Source organism: Brevibacterium casei CIP 102111, assembly GCF_900169275.1.
Lineage (GTDB): Bacteria > Actinomycetota > Actinomycetes > Actinomycetales > Brevibacteriaceae > Brevibacterium > Brevibacterium casei.
In genome coordinates, this window is the sequence record NZ_FXZC01000001.1 from 273,026 (window position 1) to 288,491 (window position 15,466).

At 67.8% G+C, this 15,466-nt stretch carries 15 protein-coding genes; 6 read left to right on the forward strand and 9 right to left on the reverse strand.

The annotated features are described in order from the left end of the window. The first annotated feature begins 154 nt into the window (after positions 1–154). Positions 155–1,063, forward strand: coding sequence for a cation diffusion facilitator family transporter (locus BC102111_RS01240; protein WP_101623401.1), 909 nt, complete (start codon positions 155–157; stop codon positions 1,061–1,063). 93 nt (positions 1,064–1,156) lie between these two features. On the opposite strand, the gene BC102111_RS01245 is transcribed toward BC102111_RS01240, so the two are convergent. Further along, positions 1,157–2,275: a tartrate dehydrogenase gene (locus BC102111_RS01245; RefSeq protein ID WP_101623402.1), complete on the reverse strand. Its 1,119-nt coding sequence runs from the start codon at positions 2,273–2,275 to the stop codon at positions 1,157–1,159. 223 nt (positions 2,276–2,498) lie between these two features. Continuing rightward, the gene (locus BC102111_RS01250; RefSeq protein ID WP_101623403.1) at positions 2,499–3,401 is read right to left on the reverse strand and encodes a LysR family transcriptional regulator; all 903 of its coding nucleotides are present in this window, start codon (positions 3,399–3,401) and stop codon (positions 2,499–2,501) included. 139 nt (positions 3,402–3,540) lie between these two features. Between BC102111_RS01250 and BC102111_RS01255 the strand changes: the two genes are divergently transcribed. Then, on the forward strand, positions 3,541–5,121 hold the full coding sequence (locus BC102111_RS01255) for an SLC13 family permease (RefSeq protein WP_197464178.1): 1,581 nt from the start codon (positions 3,541–3,543) through the stop codon (positions 5,119–5,121). Between the two features lie 28 nt (positions 5,122–5,149). Here BC102111_RS01255 and menC read toward each other — a convergent pair whose 3' ends face one another. Continuing rightward, positions 5,150–6,274 (reverse strand): o-succinylbenzoate synthase, encoded by a 1,125-nt coding sequence (menC, locus tag BC102111_RS01260; RefSeq protein WP_101623404.1) that lies wholly within the window; start codon positions 6,272–6,274, stop codon positions 5,150–5,152. A gap of 135 nt (positions 6,275–6,409) precedes the next feature. Between menC and BC102111_RS01265 the strand changes: the two genes are divergently transcribed. After that, complete coding sequence (locus tag BC102111_RS01265) at positions 6,410–7,354, forward strand: FkbM family methyltransferase (protein WP_101623405.1); 945 nt, start codon at positions 6,410–6,412, stop codon at positions 7,352–7,354. A 54-nt stretch (positions 7,355–7,408) separates the two neighbouring features. Here the strand turns inward: BC102111_RS01265 and BC102111_RS01270 are convergent, their stop codons facing one another. Further along, on the reverse strand, positions 7,409–8,581 hold the full coding sequence (locus tag BC102111_RS01270) for a M20 family metallopeptidase (protein ID WP_179952592.1): 1,173 nt from the start codon (positions 8,579–8,581) through the stop codon (positions 7,409–7,411). 137 nt (positions 8,582–8,718) lie between these two features. Here BC102111_RS01270 and BC102111_RS01275 point away from each other — a divergent pair, with 137 nt between their 5' ends. After that, entirely contained in the window at positions 8,719–10,197 is a 1,479-nt protein-coding gene (locus BC102111_RS01275) for a glutamate-cysteine ligase family protein (protein WP_040341873.1), read from the forward strand. Between the two features lie 156 nt (positions 10,198–10,353). On the opposite strand, the gene BC102111_RS17940 is transcribed toward BC102111_RS01275, so the two are convergent. Beyond that, positions 10,354–10,779: a cupin domain-containing protein gene (locus BC102111_RS17940; RefSeq protein ID WP_101623617.1), complete on the reverse strand. Its 426-nt coding sequence runs from the start codon at positions 10,777–10,779 to the stop codon at positions 10,354–10,356. A 177-nt stretch (positions 10,780–10,956) separates the two neighbouring features. Here BC102111_RS17940 and BC102111_RS01285 point away from each other — a divergent pair, with 177 nt between their 5' ends. Continuing rightward, positions 10,957–12,165 (forward strand): pyridoxal phosphate-dependent aminotransferase, encoded by a 1,209-nt coding sequence (locus BC102111_RS01285; RefSeq protein WP_101623406.1) that lies wholly within the window; start codon positions 10,957–10,959, stop codon positions 12,163–12,165. Between the two features lie 122 nt (positions 12,166–12,287). Here BC102111_RS01285 and BC102111_RS01290 read toward each other — a convergent pair whose 3' ends face one another. The 3 genes from BC102111_RS01290 to BC102111_RS01300 all read right to left on the reverse strand — a co-directional run bounded on the left by BC102111_RS01290 (position 12,288) and on the right by BC102111_RS01300 (position 14,296). After that, positions 12,288–12,647, reverse strand: coding sequence for an ArsR/SmtB family transcription factor (locus tag BC102111_RS01290; protein WP_009378672.1), 360 nt, complete (start codon positions 12,645–12,647; stop codon positions 12,288–12,290). Positions 12,648–12,708: 61 nt separating this feature from the next. After that, positions 12,709–13,689, reverse strand: a complete 981-nt coding sequence (locus BC102111_RS01295; RefSeq protein WP_167560636.1) for an ABC transporter substrate-binding protein — start codon at positions 13,687–13,689, stop codon at positions 12,709–12,711. Positions 13,690–13,708: 19 nt separating this feature from the next. Next, complete coding sequence (locus BC102111_RS01300) at positions 13,709–14,296, reverse strand: transglycosylase SLT domain-containing protein (protein WP_205772259.1); 588 nt, start codon at positions 14,294–14,296, stop codon at positions 13,709–13,711. 168 nt (positions 14,297–14,464) lie between these two features. Between BC102111_RS01300 and BC102111_RS01305 the strand changes: the two genes are divergently transcribed. Next, positions 14,465–14,680, forward strand: coding sequence for a hypothetical protein (locus BC102111_RS01305; RefSeq protein WP_101623408.1), 216 nt, complete (start codon positions 14,465–14,467; stop codon positions 14,678–14,680). 9 nt (positions 14,681–14,689) lie between these two features. Here BC102111_RS01305 and BC102111_RS01310 read toward each other — a convergent pair whose 3' ends face one another. Further along, on the reverse strand, positions 14,690–15,316 hold the full coding sequence (locus BC102111_RS01310; RefSeq protein WP_101623409.1) for a GyrI-like domain-containing protein: 627 nt from the start codon (positions 15,314–15,316) through the stop codon (positions 14,690–14,692). Positions 15,317–15,466: the final 150 nt, after the last annotated feature.

Genomic DNA, 15,466 nt, shown 5'->3' on the forward strand with positions numbered 1-15,466 from the left:
TGTGCTTCGGGCATGGCGTGGGGCAGGAGGCGAACTGGCCTCCCGGACGCGGTCGGGGCCGTGAGCCCAGGGTGATGAGCGGCACACAGCGGACAGCGCTTCGCAATTTATAAATACATACGCATATGTTAATGTGACTTCGAAAGGAGTCCTCATGTCACACGACCACTCACACGAGACCGGGTCGCGCAAGCGCCTGGCCGTCGTGTTCTGCATCGTCCTGGTGATCTTCGCCTTCCAGGTCTTCGGCTCGATCTGGACGGGGTCGCTCGCGCTCCTCGTCGACACCGGGCACAACTCCGTCGACCTCATCGGGCTCGGCATCGCGCTCTTCGCGGCGACGCTGGTGGCCCGGCCGCCGAAGGGGCAGAAGACCTGGGGCTTCAAGCGCGCCGAGGTGCTCGCCGCCGGAGCGCAGGCGACGCTGCTCCTCGGCCTCGGCATCTACAGCCTCATCGAGGGTGTGCGCCGGTTCTTCGCGCCGCCGGAGGTGCCGGGACCCGAACTGCTCATCTTCGGTGTCGTCGGTCTGGCCGGCAACGTCGTCTCGATCCTCATCCTCACCTCCTCGAAGAACTCCTCGCTCAACCTCAGGGCGGCGTTCCTCGAGGTCATCGCCGATGCGCTCGGCTCGGTCGGCGTCATCGTCGCCGCGGTCTCGATCTGGCTCTTCGACTGGACGCGGGCCGATGCCGTCGCGGCCCTCTTCATCGCCGCGATCATCGTTCCGCGCGCCTTCGCGATCCTCCGTGAGACCGGGTCGATCCTGCTCGAGTCCGCCCCCAAGCAGCTCGATCTCGACGATGTCAGGAAGCACATCGAGGACGTCGACCACGTCGAAGAGGTCCACGACCTCCACGTCACGCGGATCGACTCGAACCTTCCGGTGCTCACTGCGCACGTCGTGCTCGCCGACGAGTGCTTCTACGACGGGCACGCTCCGAAGATCCTCGCCGACCTCCAGGACTGCGTGGCGAAGCACTTCAACATCTCCATCGAGCACTCGACGTTCCAGTTCGATCGCGCGAAGGACGCCGCCGTGGAGAAGCAGACCCACAGCTGAGGGGTGCCGCCGGGGTCCGAAGACGACGCCCGCCGCCGCGAAATGTAACGCGACGGCGGGCGTCATCTCTCCCTCACCCCTCCGGGCGGACTCTCAGTGTGAGGGTTCGGGCACGGCCGCCTCGGCGTGGAGGGCTTCGAGCTGGGCGACGATCGCCTCCGTCATCTCGATCGTGTTCGACTCGCCCCCGAGGTCGCGGGGAAGGATGCCCGCGCCAGTGACGTTCTCGATGGCGCACCGGACCTCGTCGGCCTCCTGATGCAGGCCGAAGTCGTCGAGCATGAGCGCTGCCGACGAGATCGCGCCGATCGGATTGGACACCCCCAGGCCGGCGATGTCGGGGGCCGACCCGTGCACGGGTTCGAACATCGATGGGAAGCGCTTCTCGGGGTTGAGGTTCGCGCTCGCGGCCAGGCCGAGGCTGCCGGCGAGGGCGGAGCCGAGATCGGAGAGGATGTCGGCATGGAGGTTGGAGGCGACGACGACGGAGAGCTGCTCGGGGTGGAGGACGAACTTCGCGCTCATCGCGTCGACGAGGACGCTCTCGGTCTCGACATCGGGATAGTCGGCGGCGACGCGCGCGAAGACCTCGTCCCAGAGGACCATGCCGTACTGCTGGGCGTTCGACTTCGTCACCGACGAGACCTTCTTCACTGCTCGCGTGCGGGCGAGGTCGAAGGCGAAGCGGATGATCCGCTCGGTGCCCTTCTCGGTATGGAGGCTCGTCTGCAGCGCGACCTCGTTGCCGGGGCCGCGGCCGCTGAGGTTGCGTCCGCCCATGCCCGCGTATTCGCCTTCGCTGTTCTCGCGCACGACGATCCAGTCGAGGTCGGCGTCGTCGGCCTTGCGCAACGGCGACTCGACGCCCGGGAGGAAGGTGACCGGGCGGATGTTCGCCCACTGGTCGAAGGGCTGCGTGATGGCCAGGCGCAGTCCCCACAGGCTCGTGTGGTCGGGGACATCAGCCGAGCCGACCGCCCCGAAGTAGATCGCATCGTGCTTCCGCAGATCCTCGAGCCCGCCCTCGGGGATGTAGGTGCCGTGCTCGAGGTAGTAGGCCGAACTCCACGGGTACTCGGTGACATCGAAGGCGATGTCCCCATCGGAGAGCTTCGCGACGGTGTCGAGGACGCGCAGTCCCGCGGCGACGACCTCGCCGCCGATGCCGTCACCGGGGATGGAGGCGATGGAGAATGTCTGGGTGTCGGTCATGGCTGTCCTCGTTCGGGTGCGGTCGGGCTCCTTCCATTGAGCGCGGAGACGGCGCATAAGTCCAAGACCCGTTCGCGATCGTATCCATTGGCTCTGCCTATGAGTCGACCGTCTGCCTTCGACCCCGCCGAGGCGGTCCGACGTCAGCGCCGACCGTCAGGGGCGGGTCCGGGCCCGCGGGGCGCGGACCGGGCCAACGGTGTGCGCACCGTCCGGCCGCGATTCACGTCGGCTGCGTCGTCCCGGCGGAGGCGGCGACCTTCGCGGTCGCTGTGAGGAACGCGGCCGCGGCCGGGGTGAGGCCCTCGGGGCGGGAGATCGCGGAGACGTGCAGCGACGGTGCGCCGAGGAGGGGGACGAGTTCGACGTCGGCCCCGGCGAACGCCTGCCAGGCGGAGGGGAGGACGGCTGTGCCGATGCAGGCTCGGACGAGCGGGATGATCGAGGTGCGGTGGGCCACCTCGGCGGTGATCTCGATGCCGACGCCGTCGGCGATGAGTTCATCGACGTAGGCGCGCATGAGCGACCCGGAGTGGGAGACGACGAAGCGGGTCCCTGTCAGGGTCCGCGGATCGACCGGGGTGTCCCGGGGTGCGCCGGGCTCACGTCTGCGGGCGAGCCTGAGGGGTTGGGCGGAGACCGGGAGGACGTCGAGGTCGGTGAGACGCAGCGGACCGCGACTGCCGGGGAAGCCGATCTCCACGCGGCCGTGGCGGACGGCATCGATCGTCTCATCGACGGTGAAGGTGCCGTCGACTGCGAAGGCGATCTGCGGGTGAGAGGTGGCGAATGACGCCATGAGCGCGGTGAGCGGTTCGATGCTCGGCGACGGCATCGCCGCGATCTCGATCCGGCCGGACTGGAGCCCGCGGAGACGGTCGATGTGTGCCTTCGCGGCGTCGAGGTCGCGGACGGCGAGCCGGGCGGGACCTTCGAACTCGCGTCCGGCTTCACTCAGACTCACCGTGCGTCCGATGCGGTTGAAGAGCGAGACGCCGAGCTCGCGTTCGAGCCCCCTGATCGTCTGGGACAGGGAGGGCTGGGCGACGAGCATCGCTTCCGCGGCCTTCGTGAAGCTTCCGGTGTCGACGACGGCGAGGAACTGGCGCAGCTGGCGGATATCCATAGGCATATGCTATTGGTCTCATCGCAAACAGGCCTTGGACTAATCCGCGGGGCTCGGTCACGCTGGTTCGAAAGCGATGAAAGGACCGATGACGGTGGATATCTCGCAGGCACGGGGCGATGGCGGCCCGTCGACTCCCATGACCGATGTGCGCGACGCGCTGCTGGGCGGCAAGACCTTCCGCAGCCTCAGTGAGCAGAAGCTCTCTCCCCGGGAGGAGAGGTTCGAGCGGGCCCGGATGACGTCAGGTTTCATCCTCGCTCCGGCGATCGCCATCGTCTTCGCGCTCCTTCCCCTCGACCTCACGTATCAGCAGCACATGCTCGCCGCCGTCCTTCTCGGCGTCATCGTCCTCTGGATCACCGAACCGGTGCCGATTCCCATCGGTGGTCTGCTCGGCGTCGGGGTCGTCGTCGTGCTCGGGATCGTTCCCGCCGCCGATGCGGTCGGTCCCTTCGGCTCGTCGACGATCTTCACGTTCATCGGCGCCTTCATCCTCGCCCAGGCGATGCTCCAACACGGCATCGCGCAGCGTCTCGCGCTCAGTGTCCTCTCGCTGCCGGGCGTCGGGAAGTCCGTGTACCGGGTGATCATCGCCTTCGGCCTCATCACCTGTGTGCTCTCCGCGTTCGTGTCGAACACGGCGACGGTCGCGATGCTCATGCCCACAGCACTCGGCATCCTCGCTGTCATCGCCGAACTCCTCCAGTCCCGCGGCATCGTCAAGCCCGACTTCGATCCGCTGCGGCTGCGCGTGGGGGCCGCCCTGCTGCTCATGCTCGCCTACGGCGCGAGCGTCGGCGGTCTGCTCACCCCAGTCGGGTCGCCTCCGAACCTCATCGGCCGCGGCCTCATCGAGGAGGCCACGGGGGAGAAGATCTCCTTCGGGCAGTGGATGGCGGTCGCCCTGCCGATCTGCGTGGCGATGTTCATCGTCCTCGCCATCGTCCTCCTCCTTCTCAACAAGCCGGAGATCCGGAAGATCGAAGGCGTCGAGGAGTACGTGAAGAAGGAGCTGGCCGAGCTCGGTCCGGTCTCCCGGGCGGAGAAGAACACCCTCTTCGCCTTCGGCCTCACGGTCCTGCTCTGGCTGCTGCCCGCGTTCGCCGCACTCTTCGCCGGCACCGACTCAGCGGTCTACGAATTCCTCGACTCCCGCCTCGACGAGGGCATCGTCGCGGTCATCGGAGCCTCCCTGCTCTTCATCCTCCCCGTCGACTGGAAGCGGCGCGAACCGACCCTGACGTGGAGTCAGGCGGCGAAGATCGACTGGGGCACGATCATCCTCTTCGGCTGCGGCATCATCTTCGGTTCGCTCCTCGCCGACACGGGACTGGCCGAGACCATCGGCACCGGCTTCGCGGACACTCTGGGGGTGACGAGCATGCTCACCATCACCATCGTCTCCGTCATCCTCGCGATCCTCATCTCGGAGACGACCTCGAACACCGCAGCCGCCGCCGTCATCGTGCCGATCGTCATCCCGCTGTGCCAGGCCGCGGGCATCGACCCGTTCGTGCCGGCGATGGCCGCGACCTTCGCCGCCTCGTTCGGGTTCATGCTTCCGGTCTCGACACCGCAGAACGCGATCGTCTACGGCACCGGGGCCGTGCCGATCACGACGATGATCAGGACCGGCTTCACCTTCGACATCGCCGGTGCGATCCTCATCATCGTCCTTGCCCCGATCATGATCAGCGTCGTCGGGCTCGGACAGTAGGCGCCCCAGCGGCGGGCGTGCCCGTCCCTCACCCCTCCGGGCGGATGTCGATCGATTCGGTGCGGAACTTCTCGAGCTTCGCCGGGTCGATCGTCACACCGAAGCCGACCGTGTCGGGGACGTCGACGCGACCGTCGTGCATGACGATCTCCTCGGTGATGTCCTCGTGGAAGAAGCGGTTCGACCCGGAGATGTCGCCAGGGAGGGTGAAGCCGGGGAGGGAGGCCAGGGCGGCGTTGGCCGCGCGGCCGAGACCGGTCTCGACCATTCCACCGTGCCAGACGGCCACGCCGTTGGCCGCGGAGAGGTCGTGGATCCGCTTCGCCTCGATGTAGCCGCCCACCCGGCCGGGCTTGATGTTGATGACGGCCGCGGCGCCGAGGGCGATCGCGTCGGCGGCCGCCTCGGCGGAGACGATCGACTCATCCAAGCACATCGGGGTCTCCATGAGCTTCGCGAGCTCCGCGTGCTGACGGATGTCGGCTTCACCGAGGGGCTGTTCGATGAGGAGGAGACCGTAGTCGTCGAGCCGGCGCAGGTGGGAGGCGTCGACGAGGGTGTAGGCGGCGTTCGCGTCGACCTGGAAGCCGAAGTCGTCCCCGAAGGCCTCACGCACGGCGGCGACCGGGGCGATGTCCTTGCCCGGCTTGATCTTCAGCTTGATCCGGGCATACCCCTCTTCGAGGTAGTCCCCGATGACCCTGACGGTCTCCTCGACGGTGTCCTGGATGCCCACGGACACACCCGAGGGCACGGAATCGACGACCCCGCCGAGATAGGACTTGAATGACTGGCCGTTGAGCTGGAGCTGCGCGTCGATGACGGCCATCTCGAGCGCGGACTTCGCCATCGGGTGGCCGACGACATGGCGCAGATGCCAGCCGACGGTCTCGGCGGTGAGATCGTCGACGCCGAAGAGGATCGGAGCGAGCCAGCGGCGGGTGACGTCGATGCCGGCGGCCACATACTCGGAGGAGTAGAGCGGGGAGATCATCGCCACCGATTCGCCCCACCCGGTGACCTCTCCTCGATCCGTGTCGAACGTCGCCTCGACGAGGTAGCAGTCCTTCTCGGTCTCCCGCATGAACGAGGTCTCGAACGGGGTGACGAGGGGAATGGACACCTGGTGGAGGGTGATCGAGACGAGCTTCATCGGCCGAGCTCCTGTTTCGCAGTGGGGACGGTTGAACCTGATCACCAGCTTAGGGCCCCGCACGTGATCGGTAGTCAGCGGTCCCGGTCATTGGTACGGTGGGCCGAAGAGGCCACGCGACCGAAGGGGCCCACGATGAACGACTACCTGCGAAGCCTCACCGCCCGCAAGCAGAAGTGGTTCGGGCTCAAACTCCCCATCAAGGCCGCGCTCGCGCAGCCCTTCCTCCACCCGCTCATGCGCGCCGTCGCGCCCCGCGTCCGGGGCATCAAGGTCGGTCGTCTGCCCGCCCCGATCGGCCTCACCGAGGTGGCCGGTCGTGCCGGGGGAGGCGACTTCGTCCTCGTCGATCCCTTCCGCTGCGAGATCGCCAAGGAGTTCTACTGGGGCAAGGGTCGGCGCACCGAACCTGAGGACGCGTTCGCCCTCGACCTCATGGTTGAGCTGAGCAGGGACGCCGAGGTGTTCGTCGACATCGGCGCCTACACCGGGGTGTTCACGATGGCGGTCCTCGCCGCCAACCCGACCACGGTCGCGCACTCCTTCGAGATCATTCCCGCTGTCGTCGCAGGCCTCGAGAAGAACGTCGCGCGCAACCGCCTGCGGAACCGGGTGACGGTCCACCCCACCGGCGTCGGCCGGCCGGGGACGACGATGCAGGTGCCCACGGGCGACGGCGGTTCGGCGCTGCCGTCGTTCTACGCCGCGAGCATGGACTTCGCCGACGGCGTCGACGTGCGCTTCACCTCTCTCGACGAACTCCTGCCGCAGCTGCCCGAGGGGACGACCCGGGTGACGATGAAGATCGACGTCGAAGGCGCGGAGAACGACGTCCTCAGATACGGCCGTGACTTCCTCGCGGTGCTGCACCCGGACATCCTCTGCGAGGTCCTCGAGGACCGGGCGAAGCCGGCCGAACTCATGGCCGTCCTCGACGAGTTCGGCTACCGCTTCTATCTCGTCGGCAGCGACCGTCTCATCCACCGGCGACGCATCGTGCCCGATTCCCTCCTCCGCGACTGGCTGCTGACGACGAAGTCGCCCGCCGACCTGCGGGCCGAGGGATTCCCGGTGGAGTGAGATCCCGCCGGCGCACACGAGCGACCAGCGGCGCTCATGAGGCGCGCGGGTCGCCTACTTCGCCAGCTGATCGGCGATGAGTGCTGCGAGCAGAGCGGTGCGCGGAGCGATCTCGGCGATGACCGCGTGCTCGTGTTCGGCGTGCGCACCGTCACCGACCGCGCCGAGGCCGTCGAGTGTGGGGATCCCGTCGCCGGCAGTGAAGTTCCCGTCCGAGGCGCCGCCCACCGCGACCCCGAGCGGGGCGGCGATTCCGAGCTCGGAGGCGAGCACGGTTGCTCGGTCGAAGAGTGCCGCCGACGCCTCGGGTTCGAACGGCGGGCGGTTGATGCCGCCGATGACCTCGGTCGTCGACCCCTCGAGCGTCGGTTCGGCGGCGAGGGCGCGGATCGCCGAGTCGACGCGCTCGAGTTCGGCCGCGGTCCGGGCACGGACATCGACACTTACGCGCGCCTCGGCGGGGACGGTGTTCGAGGTCGTGCCGGCGGTGATCGTCGTCGGCACGACCGTCGTTCCGGCTTCGGCGTCGGAGAGGCCGGCAACGAGCGGCAGGGTGAGCGCGAGCGCCATGCCCGCGTTGACGCCCTTCTCGGGTTCGAGCCCGGCATGGGATGCCCGGCCCCGGAAGACGAGGGTGTAGATCCCGGTTCCCTTGCGTTCGAGTTTGAGCGCACCGTCGGCGCTCGCCTCCATGACGAAGACGGCATTCGCCTCGGCCGCCTCGGCGCGGATGAGATCGGAGGAGCTCACGGACCCGACCTCCTCATCACCGGTGATGAGGATCGACAGTCCTTCCAGCCCGCCCTCGCCGAGGCGGTCGGCGAGGATTGCGACCGCGTGGACGCTCATGATCGCCCCGGTGAGCATGTCGAAGCTGCCGGGACCGCGGACCACCCCGTTCTCGGTCGAGAAGGGGAGGCGTTCGATCGTCCCGTGGGGCCACACCGTGTCCTGATGATTGAGGAGGACGACGCGCGGCGGCCCGTCTCCGAAGCGCAGGCGCACATGGGTGACGCCGTCGACGGTGAGCAGCTCCGCCTCGGCGCCGAGGCGCTCACGGAGGAGGTCGGCGAAGTCGCTCGCCCCGCGGGCGACGGCGGCCTTGTCCGAGGACGGCGTCTCGACGCCGATGACGCGAGCGAGGTCGGCGAGCATCGCCGGGAGGCGCTCCTCGGAGTCGCGGACGAGGTCAGAGGGCTGAGTGGGCGAATTCACAGAGGTCGACATGTCGCCGATTCTACGGCTCGCGCGTGCGGGGCACCGCTTGCGTCCGCATCGCCATGGACGCGTGGGGGAAAGGTCGGCTGTGAGAAAGTCGGGACCTGGCCCCTCATAACTCCCGTCGTGTGTGGTTTGCTTGAGGCATGGGTGAGGCAGTGAGTTCGAAACGGTACACACCGGAAGAGCGGACCTTGTACCGCGAGAAGCTCGCGGAGAATCTCGAGCTCTTCGACACCTACCTCCGGCATGCCGAGTTCAAGTCGGCCGGCACGATCGGGCTCGAGCTCGAACTCAACCTCATCGACGAGGACAACCAGCCGAGCCTGCGCAACAAGGACGTCCTCGGCGACCTCGACGACGAGTACCAGTCCGAGATCGGCGGGTTCAATCTCGAACTCAACCATCCCGTCCTCCAGGTCGCCGGCCGCGGACTCAAGACCCTCGAAGCCGGGGTCGCCGATCGGCTCGCGAAGGCTCAGAGGGCCGCTGCCGACAAGGGGCTCAGAGTCGCCTCGATCGGCACTCTTCCGACGCTGACGACGCAGTTCCTCAAAGAGGACCCGTGGATGACGGAGGAGAACCGCTACGAGGCTCTGTCCAATTCGGTCATCGACGCCCGCGGTGAGTTCGTCAAGATCGAACTCGACGGTCGCGAGACCTACCGGCAGGAATTCGCCGACATCGCCCCCGAGTCCTCGTGCACGTCGATGCAGCTTCACCTCCAGGTCGCGCCGAACAAGTTCGCCGAGGCGTGGAACGCCTCCCAGGCGATCGCCGCCGCCCAGGTCGCGGTGAGCGCGAACTCGCCGCTCTTCGTCGGCCACAAGCTCTGGCACGAGTCGCGGATCCCGGTCTTCACCCAGTCGATCGACACCCGCACACCCGAACTCGTCACGCAGGGCGTGCGCCCGCGCGTGTGGTTCGGGGAGCGGTGGATCACGAGCGTCTTCGACCTCTTCGAGGAGAACGTCCGCTACTTCCCGCCCCTGCTGCCCGAGATCAAGGACTTCGTCGAGTTCAGCGACGCCGACGCCCCGAAGCTCTTCGAGCTCAATCTCCACAACGGCACCGTGTGGCGCTGGAACCGGCCGATCTACGATGCCGGTGACAACGGCGCGCACATCCGGGTCGAGAACCGGCTGCTGCCGGCGGGCCCAACGCCCGTCGACATGGTCGCCGACGCCGCCTTCTACTACGGGCTCGCCGAGTTCCTCGTCGGCGAGAACCGTCCCGTGTGGTCCCGGATGTCCTTCGCCGAGGCGGAGGAGAACTTCTTCGCGTGTGCGAAGGACGGGATCAGGGCCCGGGTGACGTGGCCGAAGATCGGGCACATCGCCGTCTCCGACCTCGTCATCGACGTCCTCATCCCGCAGGCCCGGCGCGGACTGCGACGGCTCAACATCGACAAGGACGTCATCGAGGAGTACATGTCGATCATCGAGGGCCGGGCCTCGGGCAGGGCGAACGGTGCGACGTGGCAGCTGCGCATGCTCGACCACCTCGCCCCGGGAAGCCGACCGGACTCGCCGGAGCGCCGTGAGGGGCTCAAAGCAATGATGGATGCCTACCTCGAGAACCAGGCGAGCGGCCGCCCTGTCCACACGTGGGACGTCCCTGCCTGAGTGGGCGGATGGCGTGCGTGGGCTGGCACGCGCCGCCGGTGCCCAACCGACTTGAGGACGCGCAGTGTCGATTTCCGCGTGCCGAATCGACACTGCGCGTCCTCGACACGCGCGTCAGCGCCGGTCGATGACCGCACACCCCTGCGCCGTAAGCCCCTACAGCCGCTCGACCTCGACGAAGATGACGGCATCCTCGCCGTCGGGGTTCGAGACCTCGTGCTCCGACCCGGCGGGACGGGTGTAGGAGACCCCTGCCTGGAGTTCGGCGGTGAGTTCTGTGCCGTCGGAGTTCCGCACGTGCATGGTGTCGGTGACCATAGGGACGACGACGTACTCGTGCTTGTGCCGGTGCATGGGGATGACACCGCCGGGTTCGATCGTCCACCGCGTCACTCGGAAGATCCCGTTGTCGAGCTGCACCTCGCCGGTCGCCCCGGTGTCGCCGGCACCACTACCAGCCCCGGTGTCGCCCGCGCCACTGCCAGCCCCGGTGTCGCCGGCGCCAACACCCGCATCACCGCCCGCGCCGCCGACGCCCCCGACCGCACGGCTCGTCTCCGCTCCTGTGCTCTCCGTGCTCATCGTCCCTGCTCCTTCGCCGTCGAAGTCGTGTCGTCGTGTGCGGAGGGTCGTGCCCATCCGCCCTCACCCTAAGCCCCTCCGGCACACGACAGCTAGCATGTGCACTATGCGAAACCCGCTGACTACGACTGCGGGCACGCCGAGAGCTCAACCGCCACTCGAGGAAGGGAGCCGACGATGACCGTCGACGACACCCGCAGCCTGCACGTCTCCGACCGGGCGGGTCTCGTCCGCCCGTTCGCGGCGATGAACATCGTCGGCAAGGTCCAGGCGATGCAGCGGGCCGGTCGGGACGCGATCGCGATGTGCCTGGGCGAACCGACCCAGGGTGCGCCGTCTCCGGTCAAGCGTCGCGCCGCCGAGATCCTCACCGACGGGACCAATCTCGGCTACTCCGCGGTCTTCGGCATCCCCGAACTCCGTGAGGCGATCGCCTCCCACTACCGCGACTGGTACGGCGTCGACATCCCCATCGACCGCATCCAGGTCACCACCGGTTCCTCGGGTGCCTTCCAGACGGTGTTCCTCACCTGCTTCGACGTCGGCGACCGAGTGGCCGTCGCCCGACCCGGGTACGGCGCGTACAAGAACATCCTCGCCGCCCTCGGCGCCGACATCGTCGAACTCGACTGCGGGGCCGAGCACGGCTTCCAACCGACGATCGACCTCCTCGAGCAGGCGCACGCCGAGGCCCCGCTCAAGGGCCTCATGCTCGCATCCCCGGCGAATCCGACGGGGACGATGATCGGGGCCGACCACCTCGGCGAGCTCATCTCCTGGTGCCGCGACCACGGGGTGCAGGTCATCTCGGACGAGATCTACCACGGCATCAGCTACATCGGCACCCGCGGGGAGACAGCGCTCGCCCACGACGACGAAGCCATCGTCATCTCGTCGTTCTCGAAGTACTGGGCGATGACGGGGTGGCGGCTGGGGTGGGCGATCCTGCCCGAGCGGCTGACGACGGCCGCCCGCAACGTCACCGGCAACCTCGCCCTCTGCGCGCCCGTGCCCGCCCAGTACGCCGCGGTCGCCGCGTTCGACCCGGAGTCCTACGCCGAATGCGAGGCGAACGTCGCGTCCTTCGCCCACGCCCGTGACCACGTCCTCGACGCGACCGCGGAGCTCGGGTTCACCGACATGGCCCCGCCCGACGGTGCGTTCTACATGTATGCGCGCATCGATGACATCCTCGAGCGCTCGGGCGGCCGGTTCGCCACGGCCACGCAGTGGTGCGAGGACCTCCTCGAGGCGACCGGAGTCGCCTTCGCCCCCGGTGACGACTTCGATTCCGTGGACGGCTGGCGCTCGGTGCGACTGTCCCTGGCCGTGGGAGCGGATCGCACCGCCGAGGCGCTCGACCGGGTGCTCGAGTACATGAAGTGACGTCTCCGCCGCCGCGGGAAATTCGGGAAGGCGGGCGTGCGCGCGGCGCTCGCCCCAGGTGGGATCACTGGTTCGCCGGGTCAGCGCCCCGGGTGGGATCACTGGTGCGCCGGGTCAGCGCGTCAGTGCTCGTGTCCCTCGACGGTGTGCGCGAGCGCGTCGAGGATGATGTGGGCGACGTGGTCGTCCTTGAGCGAGTAGTACGCTTCCCGGCCGATCCGGTTGACCCCGACGAGGTGGAGACCGCGGAGGAACTTCAGATGCTGGGACACGAGCGGCTGGGACAGCCCGGTCGAATCGACGATGTGCGTGACCGTCGCCTCGCCGTGGGCGAGGACGAGGAGCATCTTCAGCCGCGACGGGGTCGCGAGGGCCTTGAAGAGGTCGGCTGTCTCGGAGATGGCGTCGAGATTGTCCTCGGGATTGCGCAGCAGCTGTTCGACGGCGGCGTTGACCGGGACGGATTCTGGAGAGTCAGCCATGGATAGAGATTACCGGAACAGGCTTCGCGCTCGGCAAATCGTCCGGACCGACACGTCGGGCTCAGGCCTCGCCCTGCTCGGCCTTGCCGATGGCGTCGGGGAGCTCGTCGAGCAGCCACGGATAGCTCAGCGGTGAGAGGTTCGTCAGGGCCGCGAACTCGTCGTCGCTGAGGACGGCGTAGTGCTTGCCGCGGATGACCTTGACCTCGCGGTAGAACGGGTCGGCGAGGTCGGACTCGTCGAGCAGCCCCTTGCCCGTGTCCGGGAAGTGGATGAGGAGGACATCGGCGTCGAGGTCGTCGACCTTCGCCTTCTTCACCGAGTGCTCCTCCGCCGAGTACGACGATGCCGCCGAGGCGGGCAGGAGACCGAGTCCGCTGAAGAAGCTGTCGTCGCTGCCGTCATAGGAGAGGTAGTCGATCGACGATTTCTGCACATCGGCGACCGTGTACGTCGTGTCCTCGAACTCGAGATGCCGACCGGCGATGTCCTCGGCCTCGGTGGTGATGTCGCCGACGACCTGCTTGGCCTTGTCGGCTGTGTCGAGGGCGGTGGCCACCGCTGCCGTCCGGTCCGTCCAGGTCGCGTCGGGTGCCGCGGCGACGACGGGCGCGATCTCGGAGAGGTCGTCGAAGTGGTCGCCCGCGTCCTCGAGGCCGGTGGCGAGGATGACATCGGGCTCGGCCTGCGTGATCGCGGCGATGTCAGGGCCGTCGGTGCCGTCGTAGGTCTGCGGCGCCTCGGCGCCTGAGTCCTCGAGCGCGGACTGCACCCACGGGCTGAACTCGTCATCGCCGCCGGTTGCCGGGGCGATGACCGGTTCGGCACCGAGCGCGAGCGCGATGTCGAGGTCGGTCGGACTGGCCACCGCGATCTTCGTCGGTGCGTCCTCGATCGTCGTCGTCCCGTAGGGCGAGTCGATCGTCTGCGGGAAGGGACCGTCGGGCGCTCCGGCGGAGGACGGGAGCACGGAGCAGCCGCCGAGTCCGATGACCGCGGCGGCTGAAAGGGCAGTGATGGGGAGGGGGCTGGTGAACTTCACCAGGGAAGTGTAGCGCCTGTCAGTGGAGCGCTTCCACGTCGTCCTGACTGCCGATGAGATCGTCGGCGAGCGACTCCCACTGCCCGTACGCGTTCGGATACGCCGAACGCTGCACGGCCTGAGCGGCTTCCGTCGGAGTCATCGAATCCCAGTTCTCGATCTGGTTGAGCCCGGGATTCTCGATCTCGGGATTGATGCCGTAGAAGGACTTCGTCGCGAACACCGGGTCGGTGAGTTCGGACGGATCGCCCCATCCCTGCGAGGGGCGCTGCTGGAACAGGCCGACGGAATCCCGGTCGCCGTGGGAGATGTTGCGCAGCGAGGACTCCTGGAGCGCGGTCATGAGCGCGATCCGGATCGCTTCGTCGTCGAATCCGCCGCCGCGTCCGACGGCGATGATGAGGCGGGCGTTGTCGATCTGCTGCTGGTTGAGCTGGTTCACCGAGGCCATCTGCATCTGCCTGATCGTCGTCGAGCCGAAGGACACGGGCGAATTGAGGATGACGACCGCACCGATCGCCAGTGCTGCGACCGCTGCCCCGAGACCGATCAGGGCACCGACGAGCACGGACCGGGGTCCCCTGCGGTGTCGTGTCTGTCGAGGCATGAATATAACGATAATGCAACAAACTTAAGGGTCAATGTGACCACGCCATGCTTTTTGTCACAGAACGATCACGGCGCGGTGGGAGCCGGGCTGACCGGGCACCCGGTGTTGCCGAACTGCCACGCGGCAGCGGCGCCGGAGTCGGAGTTCTCGCCGTAGGCTCTGGACATGCCCTACGGTCGTCGTCTCACTCCGCTTGCCCGCCTCCTCGTCGCTGGGGTCGCGTTCCTCGTCATGCTCATCGTCGTCGCCGTCGTGTTCTTTGTCGTCGTCGTGTCCACGGGGGTGAACTCCGGCGCCGAGGTGAGCAACCCTCCGGCATCGGTGCAGACGGTGCAGCCTTCGCCGAGCGCGGTGACCGGAGGATGGACGTACGGAGACTGAGCCCGCGCCTCACCGAGGCTGTACCGGCTCCACCGGCTGCCGGAGGATCGTCCGCATCCTCTCCGGTGCCGTCCGGCGGGAGTCGCTGAGGTAGATCTCGTGGTGGCGCCCCGTCCAGACGTATCCCGATTCGGGGATGACGGACTCGTGCATGTGCGCGAGCACCTCGGCCTCGGCGTCGAAGGGTCCGATGTGGAGGGTCTGGATGACGGTTCCCTCGACCAGGGTCTCGAACCGGACGTCACCGAGACGCGGGGGATCGGCTTTGGCGGCGACCGCCTCGGCGGCCCGGGTGACGTGGGTTCCGTCGAGCCACTCGGGGACGGCGAGCATGAGGGTGAAGTCCCAGTCGGCCTTGTTCCGGGCCGTCGTGAAGGAGCTCATGTCCTCGGCCCACCACAGGCCTTCGAGGGGCGGGACGACGTAGTCGCGCTCGATTTCCCGTTTGCTGAGGAACTTCAGCGTGAAGGCGAGCGGATAGAGCGATGCGACCGCCGAGGTGAACTCCGGCGAGGTGTTGGGATCGCCATGGCCGTCGATCATGAGGTAGTTCATCGGTGGAACGTCGACCGTCGCGAACGTCCCCCGTTTCGCTCGGTAGCCGGGCAGGGTCTTCTTGAGATCGATCTTGTCCACGGGTTCTCTCCTCAGCCGTGTCCTGCTCGATTCGGGGGAGCGGGTCGCCTGTTCTGTGTCCCCGCGGGTTCACGGTGTCCGCGGGGGTCCACGGTGTCCGCTCGGGCGACGGGGTGCCGCTGAGTCCGAGTGTAGACCGACTCGGAGCCG

Bases quoted from the DNA above. Each gene is read 5' to 3' on its own strand.
- BC102111_RS01240 (WP_101623401.1), top strand. From the start codon at position 155: ATGTCACACGACCACTCACACGAGACCGGGTCGCGCAAGCGCCTGGCC.
- BC102111_RS01245 (WP_101623402.1), bottom strand. From the start codon at position 2,275: ATGACCGACACCCAGACATTCTCCATCGCCTCCATCCCCGGTGACGGC.
- BC102111_RS01250 (WP_101623403.1), bottom strand. From the start codon at position 3,401: ATGGATATCCGCCAGCTGCGCCAGTTCCTCGCCGTCGTCGACACCGGA.
- BC102111_RS01255 (WP_197464178.1), top strand. From the start codon at position 3,541: ATGACCGATGTGCGCGACGCGCTGCTGGGCGGCAAGACCTTCCGCAGC.
- menC (WP_101623404.1), bottom strand. From the start codon at position 6,274: ATGAAGCTCGTCTCGATCACCCTCCACCAGGTGTCCATTCCCCTCGTC.
- BC102111_RS01265 (WP_101623405.1), top strand. From the start codon at position 6,410: ATGAACGACTACCTGCGAAGCCTCACCGCCCGCAAGCAGAAGTGGTTC.
- BC102111_RS01270 (WP_179952592.1), bottom strand. From the start codon at position 8,581: ATGTCGACCTCTGTGAATTCGCCCACTCAGCCCTCTGACCTCGTCCGC.
- BC102111_RS01275 (WP_040341873.1), top strand. From the start codon at position 8,719: ATGGGTGAGGCAGTGAGTTCGAAACGGTACACACCGGAAGAGCGGACC.
- BC102111_RS17940 (WP_101623617.1), bottom strand. From the start codon at position 10,779: ATGAGCACGGAGAGCACAGGAGCGGAGACGAGCCGTGCGGTCGGGGGC.
- BC102111_RS01285 (WP_101623406.1), top strand. From the start codon at position 10,957: ATGACCGTCGACGACACCCGCAGCCTGCACGTCTCCGACCGGGCGGGT.
- BC102111_RS01290 (WP_009378672.1), bottom strand. From the start codon at position 12,647: ATGGCTGACTCTCCAGAATCCGTCCCGGTCAACGCCGCCGTCGAACAG.
- BC102111_RS01300 (WP_205772259.1), bottom strand. From the start codon at position 14,296: ATGCCTCGACAGACACGACACCGCAGGGGACCCCGGTCCGTGCTCGTC.
- BC102111_RS01305 (WP_101623408.1), top strand. From the start codon at position 14,465: ATGCCCTACGGTCGTCGTCTCACTCCGCTTGCCCGCCTCCTCGTCGCT.